General features: G+C 63.8%; 18 protein-coding genes and 4 pseudogenes. 5 read left to right on the top strand and 17 right to left on the bottom strand.

All coding sequences use genetic code 11. From position 1 onward, the window contains the following. Window positions 1-23: 23 nt before the first annotated feature. The 3 genes from ACHPFG_RS18950 to ACHPFG_RS18940 are packed head-to-tail and all read right to left on the bottom strand — an operon-like array spanning window position 24 to window position 2,424. Window positions 24-1,040: a heme-dependent oxidative N-demethylase family protein gene (locus tag ACHPFG_RS18950; RefSeq protein ID WP_145338778.1), complete on the bottom strand. Its 1,017-nt coding sequence runs from the start codon at window positions 1,038-1,040 to the stop codon at window positions 24-26. Window positions 1,041-1,051: 11 nt separating this feature from the next. Continuing rightward, window positions 1,052-1,981, bottom strand: coding sequence for a PDR/VanB family oxidoreductase (locus tag ACHPFG_RS18945; protein WP_431700125.1), 930 nt, complete (start codon window positions 1,979-1,981; stop codon window positions 1,052-1,054). Continuing rightward, a complete protein-coding gene (locus ACHPFG_RS18940; protein WP_145338776.1) occupies window positions 1,978-2,424 on the bottom strand; it encodes a dimethylamine monooxygenase subunit DmmA family protein in 447 nt (148 codons plus the stop codon). Before ACHPFG_RS18940 ends, ACHPFG_RS18945 begins: the two co-directional genes overlap by 4 nt. Before the next feature lie 250 nt (window positions 2,425-2,674). Here ACHPFG_RS18940 and ACHPFG_RS18935 point away from each other — a divergent pair, with 250 nt between their 5' ends. Genes ACHPFG_RS18935 through ACHPFG_RS18925 form a run of 3 tightly spaced genes read left to right on the top strand, consistent with a single transcriptional unit; the run spans window position 2,675 to window position 5,090 of the window. Next, window positions 2,675-3,721, top strand: coding sequence for an ATP-binding protein (locus ACHPFG_RS18935; protein WP_431703495.1), 1,047 nt, complete (start codon window positions 2,675-2,677; stop codon window positions 3,719-3,721). Next, a complete protein-coding gene (locus ACHPFG_RS18930) occupies window positions 3,690-4,349 on the top strand; it encodes a response regulator (RefSeq protein ID WP_131698771.1) in 660 nt (219 codons plus the stop codon). The genes ACHPFG_RS18935 and ACHPFG_RS18930 overlap by 32 nt, the downstream gene beginning before the upstream one ends. Further along, complete coding sequence (locus tag ACHPFG_RS18925; RefSeq protein WP_131698770.1) at window positions 4,350-5,090, top strand: PAS domain-containing protein; 741 nt, start codon at window positions 4,350-4,352, stop codon at window positions 5,088-5,090. Window positions 5,091-5,723: 633 nt separating this feature from the next. Here ACHPFG_RS18925 and ACHPFG_RS18920 read toward each other — a convergent pair. The 5 genes from ACHPFG_RS18920 to ribBA form a co-directional block, all read right to left on the bottom strand. Continuing rightward, a complete protein-coding gene (locus ACHPFG_RS18920) occupies window positions 5,724-6,878 on the bottom strand; it encodes an ABC transporter ATP-binding protein (RefSeq protein ID WP_431700124.1) in 1,155 nt (384 codons plus the stop codon). Between the two features lie 17 nt (window positions 6,879-6,895). Continuing rightward, entirely contained in the window at window positions 6,896-7,705 is an 810-nt protein-coding gene (locus ACHPFG_RS18915; RefSeq protein WP_010567348.1) for an ABC transporter permease, read from the bottom strand. Between the two features lie 6 nt (window positions 7,706-7,711). Continuing rightward, window positions 7,712-8,629: an ABC transporter permease gene (locus tag ACHPFG_RS18910; RefSeq protein ID WP_259245030.1), complete on the bottom strand. Its 918-nt coding sequence runs from the start codon at window positions 8,627-8,629 to the stop codon at window positions 7,712-7,714. After that, the gene (locus tag ACHPFG_RS18905) at window positions 8,626-9,651 is read right to left on the bottom strand and encodes an ABC transporter substrate-binding protein (RefSeq protein WP_027603596.1); all 1,026 of its coding nucleotides are present in this window, start codon (window positions 9,649-9,651) and stop codon (window positions 8,626-8,628) included. The genes ACHPFG_RS18910 and ACHPFG_RS18905 overlap by 4 nt, the downstream gene beginning before the upstream one ends. A 228-nt stretch (window positions 9,652-9,879) precedes the next feature. Beyond that, window positions 9,880-10,989 carry a bifunctional 3,4-dihydroxy-2-butanone-4-phosphate synthase/GTP cyclohydrolase II gene (gene ribBA / locus ACHPFG_RS18900; protein WP_184746033.1) on the bottom strand — a complete coding sequence of 370 codons (1,110 nt, stop codon included), beginning with the start codon at window positions 10,987-10,989 and terminating at the stop codon, window positions 9,880-9,882. A 69-nt stretch (window positions 10,990-11,058) separates the two neighbouring features. On the opposite strand from ribBA, the gene ACHPFG_RS18895 reads away from it, so the two are divergent. After that, complete coding sequence (locus ACHPFG_RS18895) at window positions 11,059-11,352, top strand: DUF1330 domain-containing protein (protein WP_431700123.1); 294 nt, start codon at window positions 11,059-11,061, stop codon at window positions 11,350-11,352. A gap of 138 nt (window positions 11,353-11,490) precedes the next feature. Here ACHPFG_RS18895 and ACHPFG_RS18890 read toward each other — a convergent pair whose 3' ends face one another. The 6 genes from ACHPFG_RS18890 to ACHPFG_RS18865 form a co-directional block, all read right to left on the bottom strand. Continuing rightward, window positions 11,491-12,054, bottom strand: coding sequence for an NUDIX hydrolase (locus tag ACHPFG_RS18890; protein ID WP_131698765.1), 564 nt, complete (start codon window positions 12,052-12,054; stop codon window positions 11,491-11,493). Between the two features lie 2 nt (window positions 12,055-12,056). Further along, the gene (locus tag ACHPFG_RS18885) at window positions 12,057-12,809 is read right to left on the bottom strand and encodes a GntR family transcriptional regulator (protein ID WP_027603600.1); all 753 of its coding nucleotides are present in this window, start codon (window positions 12,807-12,809) and stop codon (window positions 12,057-12,059) included. Between the two features lie 130 nt (window positions 12,810-12,939). Next, on the bottom strand, window positions 12,940-13,425 hold the full coding sequence (locus tag ACHPFG_RS18880; RefSeq protein WP_053139508.1) for a flavin reductase family protein: 486 nt from the start codon (window positions 13,423-13,425) through the stop codon (window positions 12,940-12,942). 12 nt (window positions 13,426-13,437) lie between these two features. Next, window positions 13,438-14,919, bottom strand: a complete 1,482-nt coding sequence (locus ACHPFG_RS18875; protein ID WP_431700122.1) for an aldehyde dehydrogenase — start codon at window positions 14,917-14,919, stop codon at window positions 13,438-13,440. Continuing rightward, a complete protein-coding gene (locus ACHPFG_RS18870) occupies window positions 14,916-15,749 on the bottom strand; it encodes an alpha/beta fold hydrolase (RefSeq protein ID WP_131698763.1) in 834 nt (277 codons plus the stop codon). The genes ACHPFG_RS18875 and ACHPFG_RS18870 overlap by 4 nt, the downstream gene beginning before the upstream one ends. A gap of 39 nt (window positions 15,750-15,788) precedes the next feature. After that, window positions 15,789-16,379 (bottom strand): amino acid synthesis family protein, encoded by a 591-nt coding sequence (locus tag ACHPFG_RS18865; RefSeq protein ID WP_431700121.1) that lies wholly within the window; start codon window positions 16,377-16,379, stop codon window positions 15,789-15,791. A gap of 98 nt (window positions 16,380-16,477) precedes the next feature. Between ACHPFG_RS18865 and ACHPFG_RS18860 the strand changes: the two are divergent. Then, window positions 16,478-16,853: pseudogene (locus tag ACHPFG_RS18860) on the top strand (NAD(P)-binding domain-containing protein); the annotation flags it as partial. Window positions 16,854-16,864: 11 nt separating this feature from the next. On the opposite strand, the pseudogene ACHPFG_RS18855 reads toward ACHPFG_RS18860, so the two are convergent. The 3 pseudogenes from ACHPFG_RS18855 to ACHPFG_RS18845 form a co-directional block, all read right to left on the bottom strand. Then, window positions 16,865-17,134, bottom strand: a pseudogene (locus ACHPFG_RS18855) (DeoR family transcriptional regulator); the annotation flags it as partial. 22 nt (window positions 17,135-17,156) lie between these two features. Further along, window positions 17,157-17,672: pseudogene (locus tag ACHPFG_RS18850) on the bottom strand (methyl-accepting chemotaxis protein); the annotation flags it as partial. A 348-nt stretch (window positions 17,673-18,020) separates the two neighbouring features. Continuing rightward, window positions 18,021-18,944 (bottom strand): annotated as a pseudogene (locus ACHPFG_RS18845) (HAMP domain-containing protein); the annotation flags it as partial. Window positions 18,945-19,138 lie beyond the last annotated feature (194 nt).

Here is a 19,138-nt window from a genome sequence, read left to right as displayed (position 1 = left end):
TCCTTGTCGTAGAAGAAGGGGCGTCAGGCCTGTGGGTCGAACTGGCTCAGCCACTCGACCAGCGTGTGGCGGTAGCGGGTCATGCCCTTGTAGTCGGCGATGGGGTCGGGCAGGTCGCGCAGCACGCGGTGCAGGCGACAGCCCCAGCCGGGTTGGGTGACCAGCTCGTCCAGGCTGATCAGGTAGGTGCGGATGCTGAACATCACCGCGTGGCTGCGCGGCAGGCGCGCCATCACTTGCAGCTCGACCCGCAGGTGCACCTGTTGCCCGACGTTCTGCGCGGTGATCTGGCCGCGATCGGCGCCCCATTCATGGAAGGTTTCCGGCGACGAATCCAGGCGCGGATTGATGGTCAGTGTCCAGTTCAAGCGCCGTACCGGCTGGCCGACCTGCAGGTTGAGCAGGTACTTCAGCGCCCGTTCGAACACGCCCATCTGATGGGCCATGGGCACCGGTGCGTGCCACTGCTTGAAACTCATGCCGGCGTCGAACGCCAGCGACCAGTCGGCCGGGCTGGTGACCAGGCCGGCGTCCATGTACAGGTCGCCGTCGCGCTGGTCGAGCAGGGCGAAATCCCCCTGCACCTGACGGCCGATGTACTCCAGCGGCGCGCAGGGCAGGCTGGTGGCATCGCCGAAGATGAAGTGCTGGTCGATGTCCAGCAGGTGGTTGCGCCACTGCCAGCGCTCGCCGTTTTGCGTCAGGCTGAACGACTGCGGGTAGTCGGCGGCCAGGTGTTCCATGATCATCTGCAGCGCATCCCAGGCCGCCACTTGCATGTGCGGCATCACCAGGTAGCGGCGCGGGTCCTTGTCCAGCACCAGGGCGCGCTCGGCCATTTCCGAGCGGTAGTGCTCGTCGATGTCGAAGGCGTGCTCATAGATCGAGCCGGGGTCGCGGGAGATGGCCGGTTCGATGTTCACCGAGTACAGGTAGCTGTCCTCGATAAAGGGAAAGGGAAAACGCCGGATCGCTGCCGGGCTGTTGCGAAAGCTGAAATCGTCGCGATAGCTCAGCACGGGGCTCGTTTGCAGGGGCATGGCACTCACTCCTATAGGTCCAGCGAAACGCAGGGGCCGCTGCCGCGCGAGACGCAGGGCATCAGAAAGTCGGCCTGCTCGGCCGGGCTGAGAAAGCTGTCGCGGTGTTCGATGGCGCCGCCCTGGTGGCGCGTGATGCACTGGCCGCAGACCCCGCCACGGCACAGGTTGGGCACCTGTAATCCTGCGTGCTCCAGGGCTTCGAGCAGGCTTTGCTCGGCCTCGACCCGCAGGCGCCGGCCACTGCGCAGCAGGTGCAGGTCGAATGGCTGGCCGGGTTGTGCGCCCTTGAAGGCTTCCGAATGCACACGCCTGCTCGGCCAACCGAGGCGTGTGGCGTGTTGCTCAACCGCCTCGAGCAAGGGCTGCGGACCGCAGGTGTAGACGTGGCTGCCCAGCGGTCGATTGCCGAGGATTCGGTCTAGGTCCGGGCGCCGATCGTAGGTGTGCAGGCGCGGGCCGAGGCGCTCTTGTAACTCGTCGAGATAGGCGTCGCTGAGGCCCGGACGGAACAGGTAATGCAGTTCGAAGTCGGCCTGCTGTTGTTCCATCGCGGCGATATAGGCCATGAACGGCGTGATCCCGATCCCGGCGGCGATGAGGATATGCAGGCGCGCGGTGCCATGGGGGGCGAACAGATTGGCCGGTGGTGAAATCTGCAAGGTGTCGCCGACCTGCACCTGCCTGTGCAGGTACTGCGAGCCACCGCGCGAGGCGTCTTGCAAGCGCACGGCGATGCGGTAGTGCTGGGGGTGCGCCGGGTCGCTGGTGAGTGAATAGGCGTTGCGCACCGTGCCTTCGGCCAGCGGCAGGTGCACCTGCACATGGCTGCCGGGCGAGAAGCCGGGCAGGCTGCCCGTGGCGGGTGTCAGGGTGAATTCGCGCACCACCGGCGTGAGCATGCGTGCGGCGCTGACCTGGACCTTGAGGGCCGCGCTCATGGCTGGAACCCCGCGTAGGGCTGGTCAGGGTTGATGCACACGCCGAGATACGCCCCCAGGCGCCGGGAAAAATGCGTGCGGACCTCCAGCCCGACGTGGCAGCCGATGCAGTTCAACAGCGGCTCCGGCCCGGCCGCCTGGGTCAGGCCGCAGTGTGCGCAATACACCTGGCGCAGGCCCGGCGTGGTGCAGGTCATGTCGATCTCGTCGTCTTCCAGGCCAGCGGCACGGGCCTCGCCGTGCACACGCCAGATAAAGGCTTCGTCGCCCAGCAGGTAGAGCCGGCAGCCCACGGTGGCGCTGGCCAGCGCCTGTTGCAGGCGCCGCGCAAAGTCGGGGTGTTCGCCGTTCAACAGTACGGGCATGTGCAGTTCGCTGATGAACGCTGCGCTGGCGGCGGCTGATTGCATCACCACGATGGGGCGGCTGCGGGTAGGCGTCATGCGGGCTCTCCACGGTGTGTATTTGTTTCCTGTTGGGAGAGATACTTTCCTATGGGGAAAATCTTCTCAATCTGGAAAAAGGGCTATGCCTTTGGAGATAAGCCTTGCGCGCCGGCCATTCGGGGCATGGAAGTTGCTGGGCCTTTCGACCATGCAGAGCAACCGGACGGGGAGTTATCAAAGAGTGCTGACACGACCAAAAGGCTGGCCGCTCTGGTTGGGGCCTATACGCCGCGAACAGGCGCGCAGCGTGCGCAGGTTGTTGGCCGAGTTACCCCTGCACGCTGACGGTGCCTTGTCGGGTTTCCTGGACCGTTTCGACGCACTGCTGCCGCCTGCCAGGCTTAACCTGATCCTCGGCGGCGAAGACCTGGGCCCGACGCGACGAGGGTGGGTCGACGGCTGCCAGGAGATCGCGCGTTGCCCCTGGCGCGACGCCAGCGTGACGGACGCCCCTCAAGCCTGCGGACCTTGCCGGCAACGGGGCGTGCACCGTCTGGTGTGCGCCTTGCCCGAGGGTGAAAAGGGCGCATTGCTGCTCGACACCCCCCGGCGCGCCGGTGCCAGTTGGCGCCAGTTACTGGAAGAGGCGGCGCAGGCGGTAGGCGTGACCGTACGCCTGCGCAGCCACAACCGTGAGCAGCAGCGCAAACAGGCGACCTCCCGTCACGGCGCCCTGGCCCGTGAGCTGCACGATTCGGTGGCGCAGCAGTTGGGCTACCTGTCGTTCCAGGCCCATGGCTTGCAGTCGCAGCTGGGCGAGCCGGCACTGCAGGACCTGTGCACCGGCCTGAGCCAACTGCAACGCCAGGTGCGCGAGCTGATCACCAGTGCGCGCCTGACCATGGACGGGCGCTCGCTGCGCCAGGCCCTGGCCGACTCGGTCGCGGAGTTCTCGCGGCGCTGCATCATTGTCTTCGAACTCGACAACCGCCTGGCCGACGACGCCCTGAGCCCGGAAACCGAATTGCAGATCCTGCAGATCATTCGCGAGGCCCTGGCCAATGCCGTGCGGCACTCCCACGCGCGCCACGTGCGCATCGAACTGCGCCAGACCCAGGATGGCGACGCCTCGGTGTCGGTGGAAGACGATGGCATCGGCTTGATCCCGGCCTGCGACGAGCACAACCATTTCGGCCTGGCGATTATCCGCGAGCGCGCCGCCAGCATCGGCGCACGGCTGAGCATAGAAGCGATCCGCCCGCACGGGGTGCGTGTGCACCTTGGCCTGCGTCGCCACCACGATCTGCCACAGGGGAGTCTCGATGGACTGCACGACCTTATTACTGATCGATGATCACCCGTTGTTTCGCAAGGGCCTGGCGCAGTTGTTCGATGCCAGCGGCGACTTCGAAGTGGTGGGGCAGGCGGCCAGCGGCCGCGAGGGCATCAACCTGGCCGTGAGCCTGACGCCGCAACAGGTGCTGCTGGATTTGCACATGCCGGGCCTCAGCGGATTACAGGTGCTGGATGAACTGCGCCAGTTGCGCCTGGATTGCCAGGTGGTGGTGCTTACCGCCTCCATGGACCGCGCCGAGTTGCTCACGGCCTTGCGCCTGGGCGCCAGCGGTTATGTGCTCAAGGAAACCGAGCCGGATGCGCTATTGGCGTATATGCGCAACTGTCACAAGGGCGCGATCGTGCTGGACTCGACCCTGATTGCCTTGCTCGCCGACCAGGCCGAGCCCACGCAAGCGTGTGAGGCAGCGGGCAGCGAAAACCTTACCGAGCGTGAAGGCCAGACCCTGGCGCTGATCGCCGCCGGCATGAGCAACAAACAGATCGGCCGGGAGCTGGGGATCAGCGACGGCACGGTGAAAATCTACGTGCGCAGCCTGTTGCAGAAGCTCGGCCTGCATTCGCGCCTGGAGCTGGCGGCCTGGGTGCACAGCGGCGCCTTGATGAAACACGAGGAGCGCCACTAGATGAGGGACAGCCCCGAAGCGTTTGCGCCGCCGCCAATGGACTTGATGGATTGCTTTCCCGCCGCCTTATTGCAACTGCGCGACAACGGCCAGATCGCCCACTTCAACCTGGCCTGGGCCGAGTTGATGGGCCCGCCCGGCGCGGAGCGCAACCTGATGGACTACGTGCACCAGGAAGACCGCCCGCTATGGCGCCAGGCCCTGAATGAACTGCGCCGCCGCCCCGACACCTCATTCAACCAGCGCCTGCGCTTTGTGCACCCCAACGGCGAATTGCGCTGGTTCGAGATCAGCCTCAAGCGCGGCCCCCAAGGTTTCTATCTGGTCGCCGGCGATGTCACCACGCACAAGCGCCGCGAAATCGCCTGGCAGGCCAGCCAGCGCAGCAGCATGAGCTTGCTCGACAGCATGCCGGGCCTGATCTATCGCGGCCGCAACAACCGCGACTGGACCATGGAATTCGTCAGCGCCGGCTGCCTGGAACTGACCGGCTACCCCGCCGAGCGCCTGGTGGACAACCATGAGTTCACCTACAACAGCCTGATCCTGGCGCAGGATGCCGACTATGTGTGGCGCGAGGTGCAATATGCGTTGTCACGGCAGGAGCCGTTCGAGCTCAATTACCGGATTCGCTGCGCCGACCGGTCGATCAAGCACGTGTGGGAGAAGGGCGTGGGGATCTATGCCGATACCCGTGAGGTGTTGGGGATCGAGGGGGCGATTTTCGAGCGCCAGCTTTAACGGGTAAATGCAGCTCAAATGTGGGAGGGGCGGTGCGACGATTCGACTTGCCCCCGATGGCGGCCTGACAGCCGACCAGGATGTCAGGCCGAGTACATATCCGTTGCTGCGGTAACGGCCACTTAGGGTTCCGCTCTTACAGCGGGTCACTTTTGGAAAAGAGCCCCAAAAGTAACCAAAAGGGCTCTTGCCCCACCACTCGGCACCTCGCCTAGGCTCGGTGTGCCCGTAATCCGACAGTGATTTGGGGGCCGCCGCCACGCGCCATCCATGGCGCGGGGCGGCTAAACCGACATCCCTGCCGGTTTACCCCCCAAATCACTATCGGATTCCGGCCAGCGTGGTTAACGGGGCGCCTGAGATCAAGAACAAGATCCAAAGCAAGATCAAGGGCGGCTCGCTTCGCATCGTGGTTGCCGTTGGCGACTAGAACGTTGTGTAGATAGCCATGCTCTTCTCAAACTTAAAATAACTTACTGATTTTAAAAGTTAAAATTTCACCCTAAAGTCTTGAGTTTTGCTTAAGCAATTTCAGTCGACAGCATTCTTGTGGCGAGCGGGCTTGTCCCGCGTTGGGCTGCGCAGCAGCCCTACTTCGAAGCGGGAGTGGGGCCTCCCTCCCACATGGGTGACTCAATGCGCGCCTGCGGCCTTGTTCAGATCACTCTCGGCCCACTCCGTATACACACACGCATCCGCCGTCGCCCAGCGCACACGCACCGGGTCGCCGGCCTTGAGGGGCATGTCCGCAGCGGACAGCGCCTTGACCGTCATTGACGTGCCGCCGAGGGTTTTCACTGTGCAGGTCTGGCTTTCGCCGAGGAACAGCACCTCACCCACAATCGCCGACACTTCATTCCAGCCCGCCGCCAACGGTTGTTCAGCGGCCTGTTCGACACTCAGCGCCAGGGCTTTTTCCGGGCGCACCATCAGCAGCACATCCTGCTCGGTGCGCAGCCCGCTGGTCAGGCGGATCGACAGGGATTGGCCTTCGAACGCTGCCGCCGCGTTGCCCTGGGCCTTGAGCTTGAGGAAGTTGGAGTTGCCGAGGAACGACGCCACGAACGCGTTCGGCGGGTTCTGGTAGAGGTCGAAGCCGCTGCCCAGGCCGACGATCTTGCCGTGGCTGAAAATCGCGATGCGCTGGGACAGGCGCATGGCTTCTTCCTGGTCGTGGGTCACGTAGACGATGGTGATGCCCAGGCGCCGGTGCAGCTGGCGCAGTTCGTCCTGCAGGTCTTCGCGCAACTTCTTGTCGAGGGCACCGAGGGGTTCGTCCATCAGCAGGATGCGTGGCTCGTACACCAGCGCGCGGGCGATGGCGACCCGTTGCTGTTGGCCGCCGGACAGTTGCGAAGGGCGGCGATGGGCGAACTGCTCCAGTTGCACCAGCTTGAGCATGGCGTCGACGCGCTTTTCGCGTTCGGCGCTGGCCAGTTTGCGAATCGCCAGGGGGAAGGCGATGTTGTCGCGTACCGACAAATGCGGGAACAGTGAGTAACGCTGGAACACCATGCCGATGTCGCGCTTGTGCGGCGGTACATTGACCAGTGATTGGCCGCTGACCAGGATCTCGCCGCTGCTTGGCGTTTCGAAGCCGGCAAGCATCGACAGTGTGGTGCTTTTGCCCGAGCCGCTGGAGCCGAGGAAGGTGAGGAATTCGCCGTCCTGGATGTCCAGCGAGATGTTGTTCACGGCAGCAAATTCGCCGTAGTGCTTATTCAGGTTGCGCAGGCTGACCAGGGGTTGGCCATGGCTCTGCGCGACATCGTTGATCACTGCACTCATGTTCTTCTCCTCGGCGCTCAAGCGCGGGTTTCGGTACGCCGGCGAACGGCGGCGGCAATCACCATGACCAGCACCGAGAGGCCGATCAGCAGCGTCGACGCGACGGCGATCACAGGCGTCAGGTCCTGGCGCAGGGTGGTCCACATTTTTACGGGAAGGGTTTGCAGGGTCGGGCTGGCCATCATCACGCTGAGCACCACTTCGTCCCACGAGACCAGGAAGGCGAACAACGCCCCGGCCACCATCCCTGGACGAATCGCCGGAAAGGTCACCTTGAACACCGCCTGCAACCGCGAGGCGCCGCAGATCACCGCCGCGTCCTCGATCGACTGGTCGAATAGCTTCAGCGAATTGATGATCGAGATGATGGTGAACGGCAGCGCCACGATCACATGGCTGACCACAAAGGCGAACATCGTGCCTGTGTAGCCAAGCTTGAGGAACAGCGCGTACACCGCCACGGCGATGATCACCAGCGGCACGATCATCGGCAGGGTGAACAGGCCATAGAGCAATTCGCGGCCGGGGAAGCGCCCGCGCACCAGGGCAAAGGCGGTGGGCAGGCCCAGGGCGACGGCGAACACGGTGGTCAGCACGGCCACCTTGAGGCTGGCCATGGCTGCGTTCATCCAGTCAGCGTTGGAGAAGAACTGGCCGTACCATTTCAGCGTCCAGCCCGGCGGCGGGAACACCAGCCATTGCGACGAGCCGAACGACAGCAGCACGATAAACACGATCGGCAGCAGCAGGAACAGGCCAATCAACCCGGTGGTGGTGTAGAGGCCCAAGCGCATCCTGCGACTCATGGCATTGGGGGTCAGGAGCATGACGGCTTACCTCGCGTTGCTGGCGCCAACCGGGGATTCCGGCTGAAGCTTCAGGTAGAAGTAGAACAGCACCAGCGTGATGAAGATCAGCAACGCGGCGCCGGCACTGGCCAGGCCCCAATTAAGGAACGATTGCACCTGCTGGATGATGAACTCGGGCAGCATCATGTTCTGCGCACCGCCGAGCAGCGCCGGGGTGACGTAGTAACCGAGGGACATCACGAACACCATCAGGCCGCCGGAAAACAGCCCCGGCCGGCACAGCGGCAGGAAGACGCGGAAGAAGTTGGTCCACGGGCTCGCGCCGCAGATCGAGCCGGCCTGCAGGATCATCGGGTCGATGGCCTGCATGGTCGCCTGCAACGGCAGCACGATGAACGGGATCATGATGTAGCTCATGCCGATCACCACGCCGGTGAGGTTATGCACCATCTCCAGGGGCACATCGATGATGCCCATGGCCATCAGCGCCTTGTTGATCACCCCGGAGGCTTGCAGCAAGACCAGCCAGGAATAGGTGCGGGCGAGCAGGCTGGTCCACATCGACAGCAGCACAATATTCAGGATCCAGCGCCCCCAGCCCCGCGGCACCAGGGTGATCGCCCAGGCCAGCGGAAAGCCCAGCAGCAGGCTGAACAGGGTCACCAGGCCCGCCACCGAAAAGGTGTTGAGCAGCACCCGTGCATAGGCCGAGTTGGCGAACAGCTGTTCATAGTTACCCAGGCCCGGCACCGGCTCCAGTACGCCGCGCAGCAACAGGCCGATCAGCGGCGCCAGGAAGAACAGGCCGAGGAACAGCAGGGCCGGGATCAGGTTGCTCGAGCCCCGCCAGCGCTGTGCCACGGACGGCGCCCCGGCCTTGGGCGAAACCGCGCCGGCAGCGCCGAGGGCGCTCCCGGTCGGTGTGGTTGCCGTCATTTTCATTTGACTAGCCATTCATTCCACCGTGTCGCAATGGCCGGACCGTTCTTGGCCCAGTAGGCGAAATCGAGGGTGATCTGGTCCTTGACGTAGGCGGTCGGCAGGTTCGGCGCGAGCACCGAATCCAGGCGCTGCACGCTGTCGATGTTCACCGGTGCATAGGCGGTCAGATTAGAGAAATCCGCCTGACCCTTGGCGCTGCTGGCGTTGGCGAGGAACTTCATCGCAGCCGCTTTGTTTTTCGACCCTTTAGGCACGACGAGGATGTCGGCCATGACCAGGTTCTGCTTCCAGCTCACGCCCACGGGCGCGCCGTCTTCCTGCAGGGCGTGGATGCGACCGTTCCAGAACTGGCCCATGCTGACTTCGCCGGACGCCAGCAACTGTTGCGACTGCGCACCGCCGCCCCACCAGACGATGTCTTTCTTGATGGTGTCGAGTTTCTTGAAGGCGCGGTCCAGGTCCAGGGGGTAGAGCTTGTCGGCCGGGACGCCGTCGGCCAGCAGCGCCAGTTCGAGCACGCCGGGGCTTGGCCATTTGTAGAGGGCGCGTTTGCCGGGGTAGGTCTTGGTGTCGAACAGCGCGGTCCAGTCCTGGGGCTTGCCGGCGCCGAGCTTGCCTTCGTTGTAGCCGAGCACGAAGGAGAAGAAGAACGAGCCCACGCCATGGTCGGAGACGAAGCGCGGGTCGATCTTGTCGCGCTGGATCACCGAAAAGTCGAGGGGTTCGAGCAGGCCTTCGGCGGCGGCGCGCAAGGCGAAGTCGGCTTCGACATCCACCACGTCCCACTGCACGTTGCCGCTTTCGACCATGGCCTTGAGTTTTCCGTAGTCGGTGGGCCCATCCTGGACCACGGTAATGCCGCTGGCCTTGCTGAACGGGTCGGCCCAGGCCTGCTTCTGCGCATCCTGGGTGCTACCGCCCCAGCTCACGAAATTGACGCTCTCGGCCGCCATGGCCGCGTGAGTGGCCGTGGCCAATAAGCCCGCGAACAGCACCGCGGTTGCACGTTTGTTCAACACCATTTTCACGCCCTCATTTGTTTTGTTATTGAGCGGGCTTGGTAATGCCCGCCTATCGGGAGCAGTAGGTCCATCGGGGGCGTCTAATCGAGACCCCAAAAGGCGACCGTGCCAAGGGCTGTTATTGGTGCTCTCCCTGGCGGGCGCACTTGGCAGAAGCGTTCGGTCTATGGAATATCATATTATGGTATTCCAAACTTTGTGCAAGCATTTTGCCTTACCGGTTATCCGTCATTCGGTGAAGGGAATGCTCTCGACCACCTCCAGGTCGTAGCCAGTCAACCCGGCGTATTTGAGGGGCGGGCCGAGGTGACGCAGCTTGCCGACGCCGAGGTCCTGCAAGATCTGCGCCCCGGTGCCCACTTCGGAATAGATGCGCGACTGCGAACGGTTGAACTGGCGCGGTGCCTGCGTCAGTTGCGGCACGCGTTCCAGCAGGGCCTGGGACGATTCATGGTTGGCCAGCACCACCACTACGCCACTGCCTTCAGCGGCGACACGTTGCAAGGCCGCCCACAGCGTCCAGTTGGACGGGCCGCTGTAGTCGGCACCGACCAGGTCGCGCAGCGGGTCGATCACATGCACGCGCACCAGCGCCGGGGTATCGCGGTGCAACTGGCCCATCACCATGGCCATGTGCACGCCGCCGTCGATGCGGTCTTCAAAGGTGATCAGGCGGAATGTGCCGTGCACCGTCGGCAGGTCGCGTTCACCGATGCGCACCACGGTGCGTTCGGTGCTGAGGCGGTAGTGGATCAGGTCGGCGATGGTACCGATCTTGATGCCGTGCCTGCGCGCGAAGATTTCCAGGTCGGGGCGGCGGGCCATGGTGCCGTCGTCGTTCATCACTTCGACGATCACCGAGGCCGGGGTGTGCCCGGCCAGGCGCGCCAGGTCGCAGCCGGCTTCGGTGTGGCCGGCGCGCGTCAACACGCCGCCGTCCTTGGCGCGCAACGGGAAGATATGCCCCGGCTGCACGATGTCGGCCGGCCCGGCATTGCTGTCGACGGCCGCTGCCACGGTGCGTGCGCGGTCGGCGGCGGAGATGCCGGTAGTCACGCCGCTGGCGGCTTCGATGGACACGGTAAACGCGGTGCTGAACACGCTGCCATTGCTCGGCACCATCTGTTCCAGGCCCAGGCGCTGGCAGTGTTCGTCGGTGAGGGTCAGGCAGATCAGGCCACGGGCTTCGCGGGCCATGAAACTGATAGTCTCGGCGGTGCAGCAGGCCGCAGGCAGCAACAGGTCGCCTTCGTTTTCCCGGTCTTCGTCGTCCACCAGGAGCACCATCTTGCCTTGGCGGTAGTCTTCGATGATGTCTGCGATGCTGTTGAAGGACATGGAGAGTGCTCGATTTGTTGGTTGTATGTATTATGGTATACCACAAAAACTCAACAAGAGGATGTCACGATGAAGGCCTACTGGATTGCCCATGTGGATGTGTCCGATGCGGAGCAATACACGCAGTACACCCAGCGCGCGCCGGCGGCGTTCGCAAAGTTTGGCGGACGGTTCCTGGCCAGGGGCGGGCGCAGTGAAGCGATGGAAGGCGGGCCGGCACGGCAGCGTAATGTGGTGATTGAGTTTGAGAGCTATGAGCAGGCGGTGGCGTGTTATGAGTCCGCTGAATATCAGGAGGCGAAGACGCACCGTGAAGGGGCGGGGGTGGCGCAGATCATCATTGTGGAAGGGTTGGCGCCCTGATTTTTCAGGTATAAACCGATTCAAATGTGGGAGGGGGCTTGCTCCCGATAGCAGTATGTCAGTCAATACATGAAGTGACTGAACTACCGCCATCGGGAGCAAGCCCCCTCCCACATTTGGACCCGGTTTACCTGAAGATCAGCGGATGAAGTGGATCTTGCCGCTGTCGTCATTGCCGATATAGATGCCATACACCCCAGCCTGGCGTTCCTCGATATACCGTTCGAGGATCTGCCGGATCGCCGGGTAGTAGATGCTGTCCCAGGGAATGTCCTCGGGCGCGAAGAACTTGTAGTCGAGGGTCTCCGGGCCGAACTGGCCGGTGATCTCCAGCGCGATGGCGCGGAAGATGATGTACACCTCGCTGATTTTCGGCACGCTGAAGATCGAGTAGGGCGAGAGGATCTCGGCACGTACGCCGCTTTCTTCCCAGACTTCACGCAACGCCGCCTGCTCAGTGGTTTCGCCACCTTCCATAAAGCCGGCAGGCAAGGTCCAGGTGCCCGGGCGGGGCGGGATCGCCCGTTGGCACAGCAGGTATTTGCCGTCCTGCTCGATGATGCAGCCGGCGATGATCTTGGGATTGATGTAGTGGATATAGCCGCAGCCCCGGCACATCAGGCGCTCATGGGTATCGCCCGGTGGCAGCTGGTGACCGAGGTCACTGCCGCCGCATGTCGGGCAAAAGCTGGGGCTGGCCAAGGTCAGTGACCTATGCGCGGTTCTTTGAGTGCGATGGGCAGGGTGATTTCCGGGATCTTGCCGGTTTCTTCCTGTTTGCGCTTGAGGTAGTCCAGGGCCACGGCGGCCGCAGCACGCACGTGATCGACGCAGGCCTGGTGGGCCGCCAGCGGGTCGCCGCTCTTGATCGCCTGGACCATGCGTTCCATTTCCTGGTTACTGGTGCCGCGACGGTTTTCCTGGGACACCGAGGTGGCGCGCAGGTAGCTGATGCGGGCCTGCAACTGGCGCAACTGGGTGGCCGCCACATGGTTGCCGGAACCTTCGAGCAGCACGTCGTAGAAGCCCTGGACCGAGTCGATGACCTGCTGCAGCTCACCGTCCTTGAGGGCCTTGCGGTTTTCTTCCAGGGCTTTTTCCAGGGCCTTGATGTCCTTGGCCTTGGCGCGCAGGGTGAACAATTGCACGATCAAGCCTTCGAGCACGCACCGCAGTTCATAGATGTCGACGGCGTCGGCCAGGGTAATGATCGCCACCTGCGGGCCCTTGGCATCGGCGAATTCCACCAGGCCTTCGGACTCCAGGTGACGCAAGGCTTCGCGTACCGAGGTGCGGCTGACGCCGAGGCGGTCGCACAGGTCGCGCTCCACCAGGCGGTCACCGGGCAGCAGTTGGAAGTTCATGATGGCGCTGCGCAGTTTTTCCAGCACGATTTCGCGCAGGGTGACCGGGTTGTGATTGACCTTGAAGCTGTCGTCGAGGGGCGCGCGTTTCATGGGGTCTGCTCTGAATTTAGCGGTTAACTGGAGGCCTCGGCCGGCCGGGGCCGATTGAGGGCCGAAAATCGTGCCCAAGTTTATCATGCTGCGTTCCTTAAGCGACAAACCCTCACGGCCCCCGCGCGCCTCAGGCCAGCGCCGGCAGCGGGCCCAGCTTGCCCTTGTGGTAGATCATCGGCGTGACCGGCTCCTTGGGCAGGATCAGGTTCTTTACCGCACCGACGATGATCGCGTGATCGCCGCCGTCGTATTCGCGCCACAGCTCGCACTCGATGATCGCCGTGGCCTTGGCCAGCAGCGGGTTGCCCAACTCGCTCAGGTGCCACTCGATGCCCTTGGCCTTTTCCTTGCCCTTGCTGGCGAAAGCATAGGCCTCGGCGGTCTGGTCGGCGGACAGCAAGTGGATCGCGAAGCGCTTGCTGTCGCGCAGGATCGGGTAGGTGTCCGACGCATAGTTAGGGCAGAACAGCACCAGCGCCGGGTCGATCGACAGCGCGCTGAACGCACTGGCGGTAATGCCGACGATGCCGCCGTCCGGGTCGAGGGTGGTGACCACCGTGACCCCGGAGGGGAATGAGCTCATGACGTCTTTGTAAATGCCGGGTTCGATCATGGTCGGGGTCTCTTAACGCATCACGAAAGGATCAGGCATGGGCGCCTGGGAGAGGTTGATCCACACCGTCTTCAGCTCGGTGTAGGCGAGCACCGAATCGATGCCGCTTTCACGTCCGTAGCCGCTGTTCTTGAAGCCGCCGATGGGCGCCATTGCCGACACGGCCCGGTAGGTGTTGACCCAGATGATCCCCGAGCGCACGTCCCGCGCCAGGCGGTGGGCGCGGCCGAGGTCGCGGGTCCAGATGCCGGCGGCGAGGCCGAACTGCGAGTCGTTGGCGATGGCCAGCGCTTCGGCTTCGTCCTTGAAACGGATGACCGAGGCCACCGGGCCGAACACTTCTTCCTGCATGATCTTCATCGAGTTGCTGTCGCACTCGAACAAGGTCGGCTCGTAGAACCAGCCTTCACCGAGGTTCTGCGGGCGCTTGCCGCCGGTGCGCAGGCGCGCGCCTTCGGCGATGGCGTCCGCCACCAGGCGTTCGACCACGGCCAGTTGCTGCGCGGTGGCCATAGGCCCCATTTCGCTGGCGTCGTCCTGGGGGTTGCCGATGCGGATGCGCTCGGCGCGCGCCACCAGGCGCTCGACGAATTCGTCGTAGATCTCATCCTGCACCAGCAGGCGCGAGCCGGACACGCAGCTCTGCCCGGATGCCGCATAGATGCCGGCAATCGCGCCATTGATGGCACTGTCGAGGTCGGCGTCGGCAAAGATGATATTCGGCGATTTGCCGCCCAGTTCCAGGGACAGCTTGGCGAAGTTCTCCGCGCTGCTGCGCACCACATGGCGGGCCGTGGCCGCGCCGCCGGTGAAGGCGATCTTGCGCACCAGTGGGTGGCGGGTGAGGGCGGCGCCGGTGCTGGGGCCGTAGCCGGTGACCACGTTGACCACGCCCGGCGGGATCCCGGCTTCGAGGGCCAGGCGCGCGAGCTCGAGGATGGTCGCCGAGGCGTGCTCCGACGGCTTGATCACGATGGTATTGCCCGCCGCCAGGGCCGGCGCGAGTTTGATCGCGGTCAGGTACAGCGGGCTGTTCCACGGAATGATCGCGGCGACCACGCCCATGGCTTCGTGCACGGTGTAGGCGAACAGGTCGGGCTTGTCCAGCGGCAGGGTGCCGCCTTCGAGCTTGTCGGCCAGGCCGGCGGTGTAGTGGAAAAACTCCGGCAGGTAGCTGACCTGGCCACGGGTTTCGCGGATCAACTTGCCGTTGTCGCGGCTTTCCAGTTGGGCCAGTTGTTCCTTGTTCTCGGCGATCAGGTCGCCCAGGCGGCGCAGCAATTTGCCCCGTGCGGTGGCGGTGAGGCCACGCCAGGCCGGGCTGTCGAAGGCGTTTTGCGCGGCCTGCACGGCGCGCTCCACGTCGGCTTCGTCGGCGTCGGGCAGTTGCGCCCAGGGTTCGGCCAGCGCCGGGTTGAGGCTGTCGAAAGTCTTGCCGGACAGGGCATCGACCCATTCACCGCCGATGCACATCTGGAAGCGTGCGAGTGTCATGCAACGATCCCCTTGATTGGATTGTTTTGGGCGTACACCGTGTCGAGGAAGCCCAGCAGCAGCTGGTTGACCAGGCGTGGCGATTCTACCGGCATCATATGCCGTTGCTCGGCCAGCACCGCAACGGTGGCGCCGGGAATACGATCGGCCAGTTGCCGGGCCATTTCCGGGGTTGAACCGGGGTCGAGTTCGCCGGTGGCGACCAGGGTCGGTACGCGCAGACCTTTGAGGTCGTCGGCGCGGTACATGTCCTGGGTCGCAAACAGTTCGTAGGTGGTCAGGTAGCCCTGGGGGTCGTTGCCCGCCAGGGTTTCACGCAGGGCGGCGATCTGCGCCGGGTTGGCCGCCTGGTATTCACGGCTGAACCAGCGCGACAGCGCGGCTTCGGCATTCGCATCCGGGCCGTGTTCGGCGGCCTGGGCGGTGCGTGCGATCACGCCGGCACGCTGTTCGGGGCTGCGGTTGAACACACTGTTGAGCACTACCAGGGATTTGAGGCGCTCGGGGTAGTGCAGGGCAAACGCCCGGGCGACCAGGCCGCCCATGGAAAAACCGATCACCGTGGCCTGGGGCAGTTGCAGGTGGTCGAGCAGCTCCAGCAACTGGTCGGCATACCCCAGCAGCGGCGTGCCGGCGGCCGGGCGCGGGCTGGCGCCATGACCGAGCATGTCATAGCTGATCACGCGGTAATTCGTGGCCAGGCCAACGACTTGCCCGCCCCACATTTCTTTATTCAGGCCCACGCCGTGGATCAAAACCACAGGCTGGCCTTGGCCGGTCGCCAGATAACTGGTGCCAGCCGGGGTGCGTTCAGCGGTGAGCCGAATCATGGAGCGCTCCTGCATGCTTTTTGTGTTGGCCGGTCTTGCTTACTGGGCGTTTTCAGCGGCCAGCTCTTCCAGGTCGATATAGCGGTTGCCGATACGAGGGTGCAGGCGGCCGCCATCGGCGCAGCCCAATACCACGACGATTTCATCGGCACGCGGCGCATCTTCGATGTGCATTTCCAGGGTGATGTAGTGCGAACGCAGGCCTTCGTCGTCCTTGTGCATCATCGGGATCTGGATCGAGGTGCCCGGACCGCCGCGCTTGTTGGTGAAGCTCAAGTAGCTTTTGGCCTTGACCGCTTCACGGTAGTGATTGCCGAAGCGCAGGGTGTGGATGATCGCGCTGGCGTGTTCGATCTCGCCATCGGCACCGACCACGGCGGCTTTGCCATACGCCTCGATGTTTTCGGCGCCGCCAATGATGCCCACCAGGCGCTCGACCATCAGCGCGCCGAGGTCGGAGCAGTTGGCCCGGATTTCCGGCTTGAGGTCTTCGACGAAGCCACGACCCAGCCATGGATTCTTCAGCACCACGGCGAGGCCGACCATTTTCACCGGGGTGTCTGCGGCCTTGCCGCCTTCGATAAAGGTTTCTTCTACGTAGCTGACGATCTTGCGGATTTCGAAACTCATGAGCGGCTCCATCAGGTGTGGGGAGTGGATTGCGTATGATGGTATACCATAATACGCAAAGCACAAGCGCCGCAAATGAGTTTGCGTGGGGTGAGACGATAAATAAGATTGTCGGTGTGATCGGTCTGGGCGCGGTGGGGCTGGGCATTGCCCGCTCGCTGTTGCGCGCAGGTTTCAATGTGCATGCCTGTGATGTACGCGAGGCCGTCACCCAGCAGTTCGTCGGCGAAGGCGGGGTGGCGTGCGCGTCACCGGCGTAGATGGCCGCCGCCGGTGAGATGACCATGATGACCTCTGGCCAGCAGGCGGCCTATGCCAAGGTCGATGGGGGGGCTGGCGGGCATGGCCGGCAAGGTCCATCGCCTGGGCGACGTCCATAACCAGTTGCTCGCGGGTGTGCACATCGCGGCGTCCGCCGAAGCCCTGGCCCTGGGCCTGCGCGAAGTCGCGGACGGGCTGGATGACGACGCCGTCGTCATCGCCCTCAAGTCGCGCACCACGCCGGTCGCAGAGGCGGTCGAGGAATCCCTGGCCGCGCTGGACTGGACCCCGCCGGTGACGGAGTCCGCCTGGCCTTCCTGCTCCAGCAGTGCAATATCACGGCGCACGGTCATGTGCGAGCAGGCGAGCATCTCCATCTACTGGGGCACGCTCATCACCTGATGTTTGCGCAACTGCCGCAGGATTTGTTCGCGACGTTGCTCGGGAATCATCAGGGTGCTGCCGTCGGCGGCCGTGTCCTTGGGGTTGGGCATTAAGGCTTCGGTGTGACAACGGTCAGAACTTGAAGCGGCCCACCAACCCCTTGAGCTGACCGGAAATATCCGTCAACCGACCTGATCCGGTCTGCGCCGAGTGGGCAAAGCCTTCGACCAGTTGCGCATCGGCATGGATCTGCGCGATGTGGCGGTTGATCTCCTCTGCCACCTGGTGCTGTTCTTCAGCGGCCGTGGCGATCTGGGTGTTCTGGTCGCGGATCGAGTCCACCGAGCCTTGGATCTTGTCGAAGCTGTCGCGGGCCTGCTGGATGCGTTCCACGCTGGTGTGGGACACCAGCAGGCTGCCCTGCATCTGCTGGGTGACTTCCTGGGTGCGGCGGGCGAGGTTGCCCAGCAGGCTGTCGATTTCACCGGTGGAGTCGGCAGTGCGGCGCGCCAGGGCGCGGACTTCGTCGGCCACCACGGCAAAACCTCGGCCCTGGTCACCGGCGCGTGCGGCTTCAATCGCCGCGTTGAGCGCCAGCAGGTTGGTCTGTTCGGCGATCGAGCGGATGGTGTCGAGGATGGTGTTGATGTTTTGGCTGTCCTGCTCCAGCAACTGCATGGTCTGGGTCGACTTTTGCAGGTCTTCGCTGAGCTTGAGCACGCTGCCGGTGGCTTCGCCGATATGCTGCTGGCCATTGTGCACGTCGCGGTAGCCTTCGTCGGCACTCGCGGCGGCGGCGCTGCAGGAGCGCGCGACTTCGTTGGCGGTGGCCACCATTTCGTTGAACGCGGTGCTCACCAGCTCCACGGCTTCACGCTGGCGACCGGCGGCCTGGTTCATGTTGTTGGCGACTTCGCTGGTGTCGGCGGCGGCGGTTTGCAGGTCGGAAGAGGCATTGCCGATGCGCTGCACCAGTTGCGCGATCATGCTCAGGAACTGGTTGAACCAGCCGGCCAGGCTGGCGGTTTCGTCCTTGCCTTGCACTTTGAGTTGGCGCGTCAGGTCGCCTTCGCCTTCAGCAATTTCTTGCAGGCCGTCGGCCACCCCGCGAATCGGGCGCACGATCATGCTGGCAAAGCTGGCGCCGACAATCGCGAATACCACGGCCAGGGCGGCGGCAATCGCGGCGATCAACCAGGTGAGGCGGGTGGCGTCGGCCATGACTTCATCGCGCTTGATCAGGCCGATAAAGCGCCAGCCCAGATCCTTGGAGCTGACCACGTTGGCCATGTAGGCCACGCCGTCGATGTCGATTTGGGTCACGCCGTCGCCGCGCTTGGCCAGTTCGGCGTAGTTGGGGCCCAGGTCGGCCATCGGCTTGAAGTTGTGCTTGGCGTCGCTGGGGTCCACCAGCACGTTGCCGTTGGCTTCCACCAGCATCAGGTAGCCGCTGTCGCCCAGCTTGATGTTGCGTACCAGCTCGGTGAGCTGCTTGAGCGACACGTCCAGGCCGACCACGCCGAGGATGTTGCCGGTAGCGTCGGCGACGGTGTGCACGGTGCCGATCAGCACCACGTCGTCCGGTGCCCAGTAATAAGCGCCCGTGCGCACGGTGGCGCCCGGCGCGGCAATGGCGGCCTTATACCAGGGGCGTACGCGCGGGTCGTAGTTGTTCAGTTTGGTGTCGTCAGGCCAACTGGCGTAACCACCGTCGGCGAGGCCCAAAGACAAGTAGGCGGTGCTCGGGTGGCTTTTGGCGAACTGATCGAAAATCGCCAGCAGGTCTTTGTTGGTCTGGGTCAGGGGGATTTGCGCGGCGTCAGCGCCGGCGTAGCTCTTGAGGTCCTTGGCGGCGACGACGCGCGGGTCCTTGGCCACGAAGTCGACGTTCTGGCTGATGCCATCGAAAAACTGCTTCATGCCGTTGTCGATCTGACGGATCTCGCGACCGCTGCTGTCGAGGAAATTGGCCAGGGCCCCCTCGCGCAAGTTCAGCACAACCATAACGGCCACCAGGATGACTGGCAGGCACGCGATAGCGGCAAACGCCCAGGTCAACTTTTGCTTGATATTCATGACTTCACCCGCGGGTATTTATATTTTTGGCAAGGAGA

The organism is Pseudomonas sp. BR20, from assembly GCF_050780135.1.
Taxonomy (GTDB): domain Bacteria; phylum Pseudomonadota; class Gammaproteobacteria; order Pseudomonadales; family Pseudomonadaceae; genus Aquipseudomonas.
Note: the sequence above shows the minus strand (reverse complement) of the source record. Positions and strands in the feature narration are given on the sequence as shown.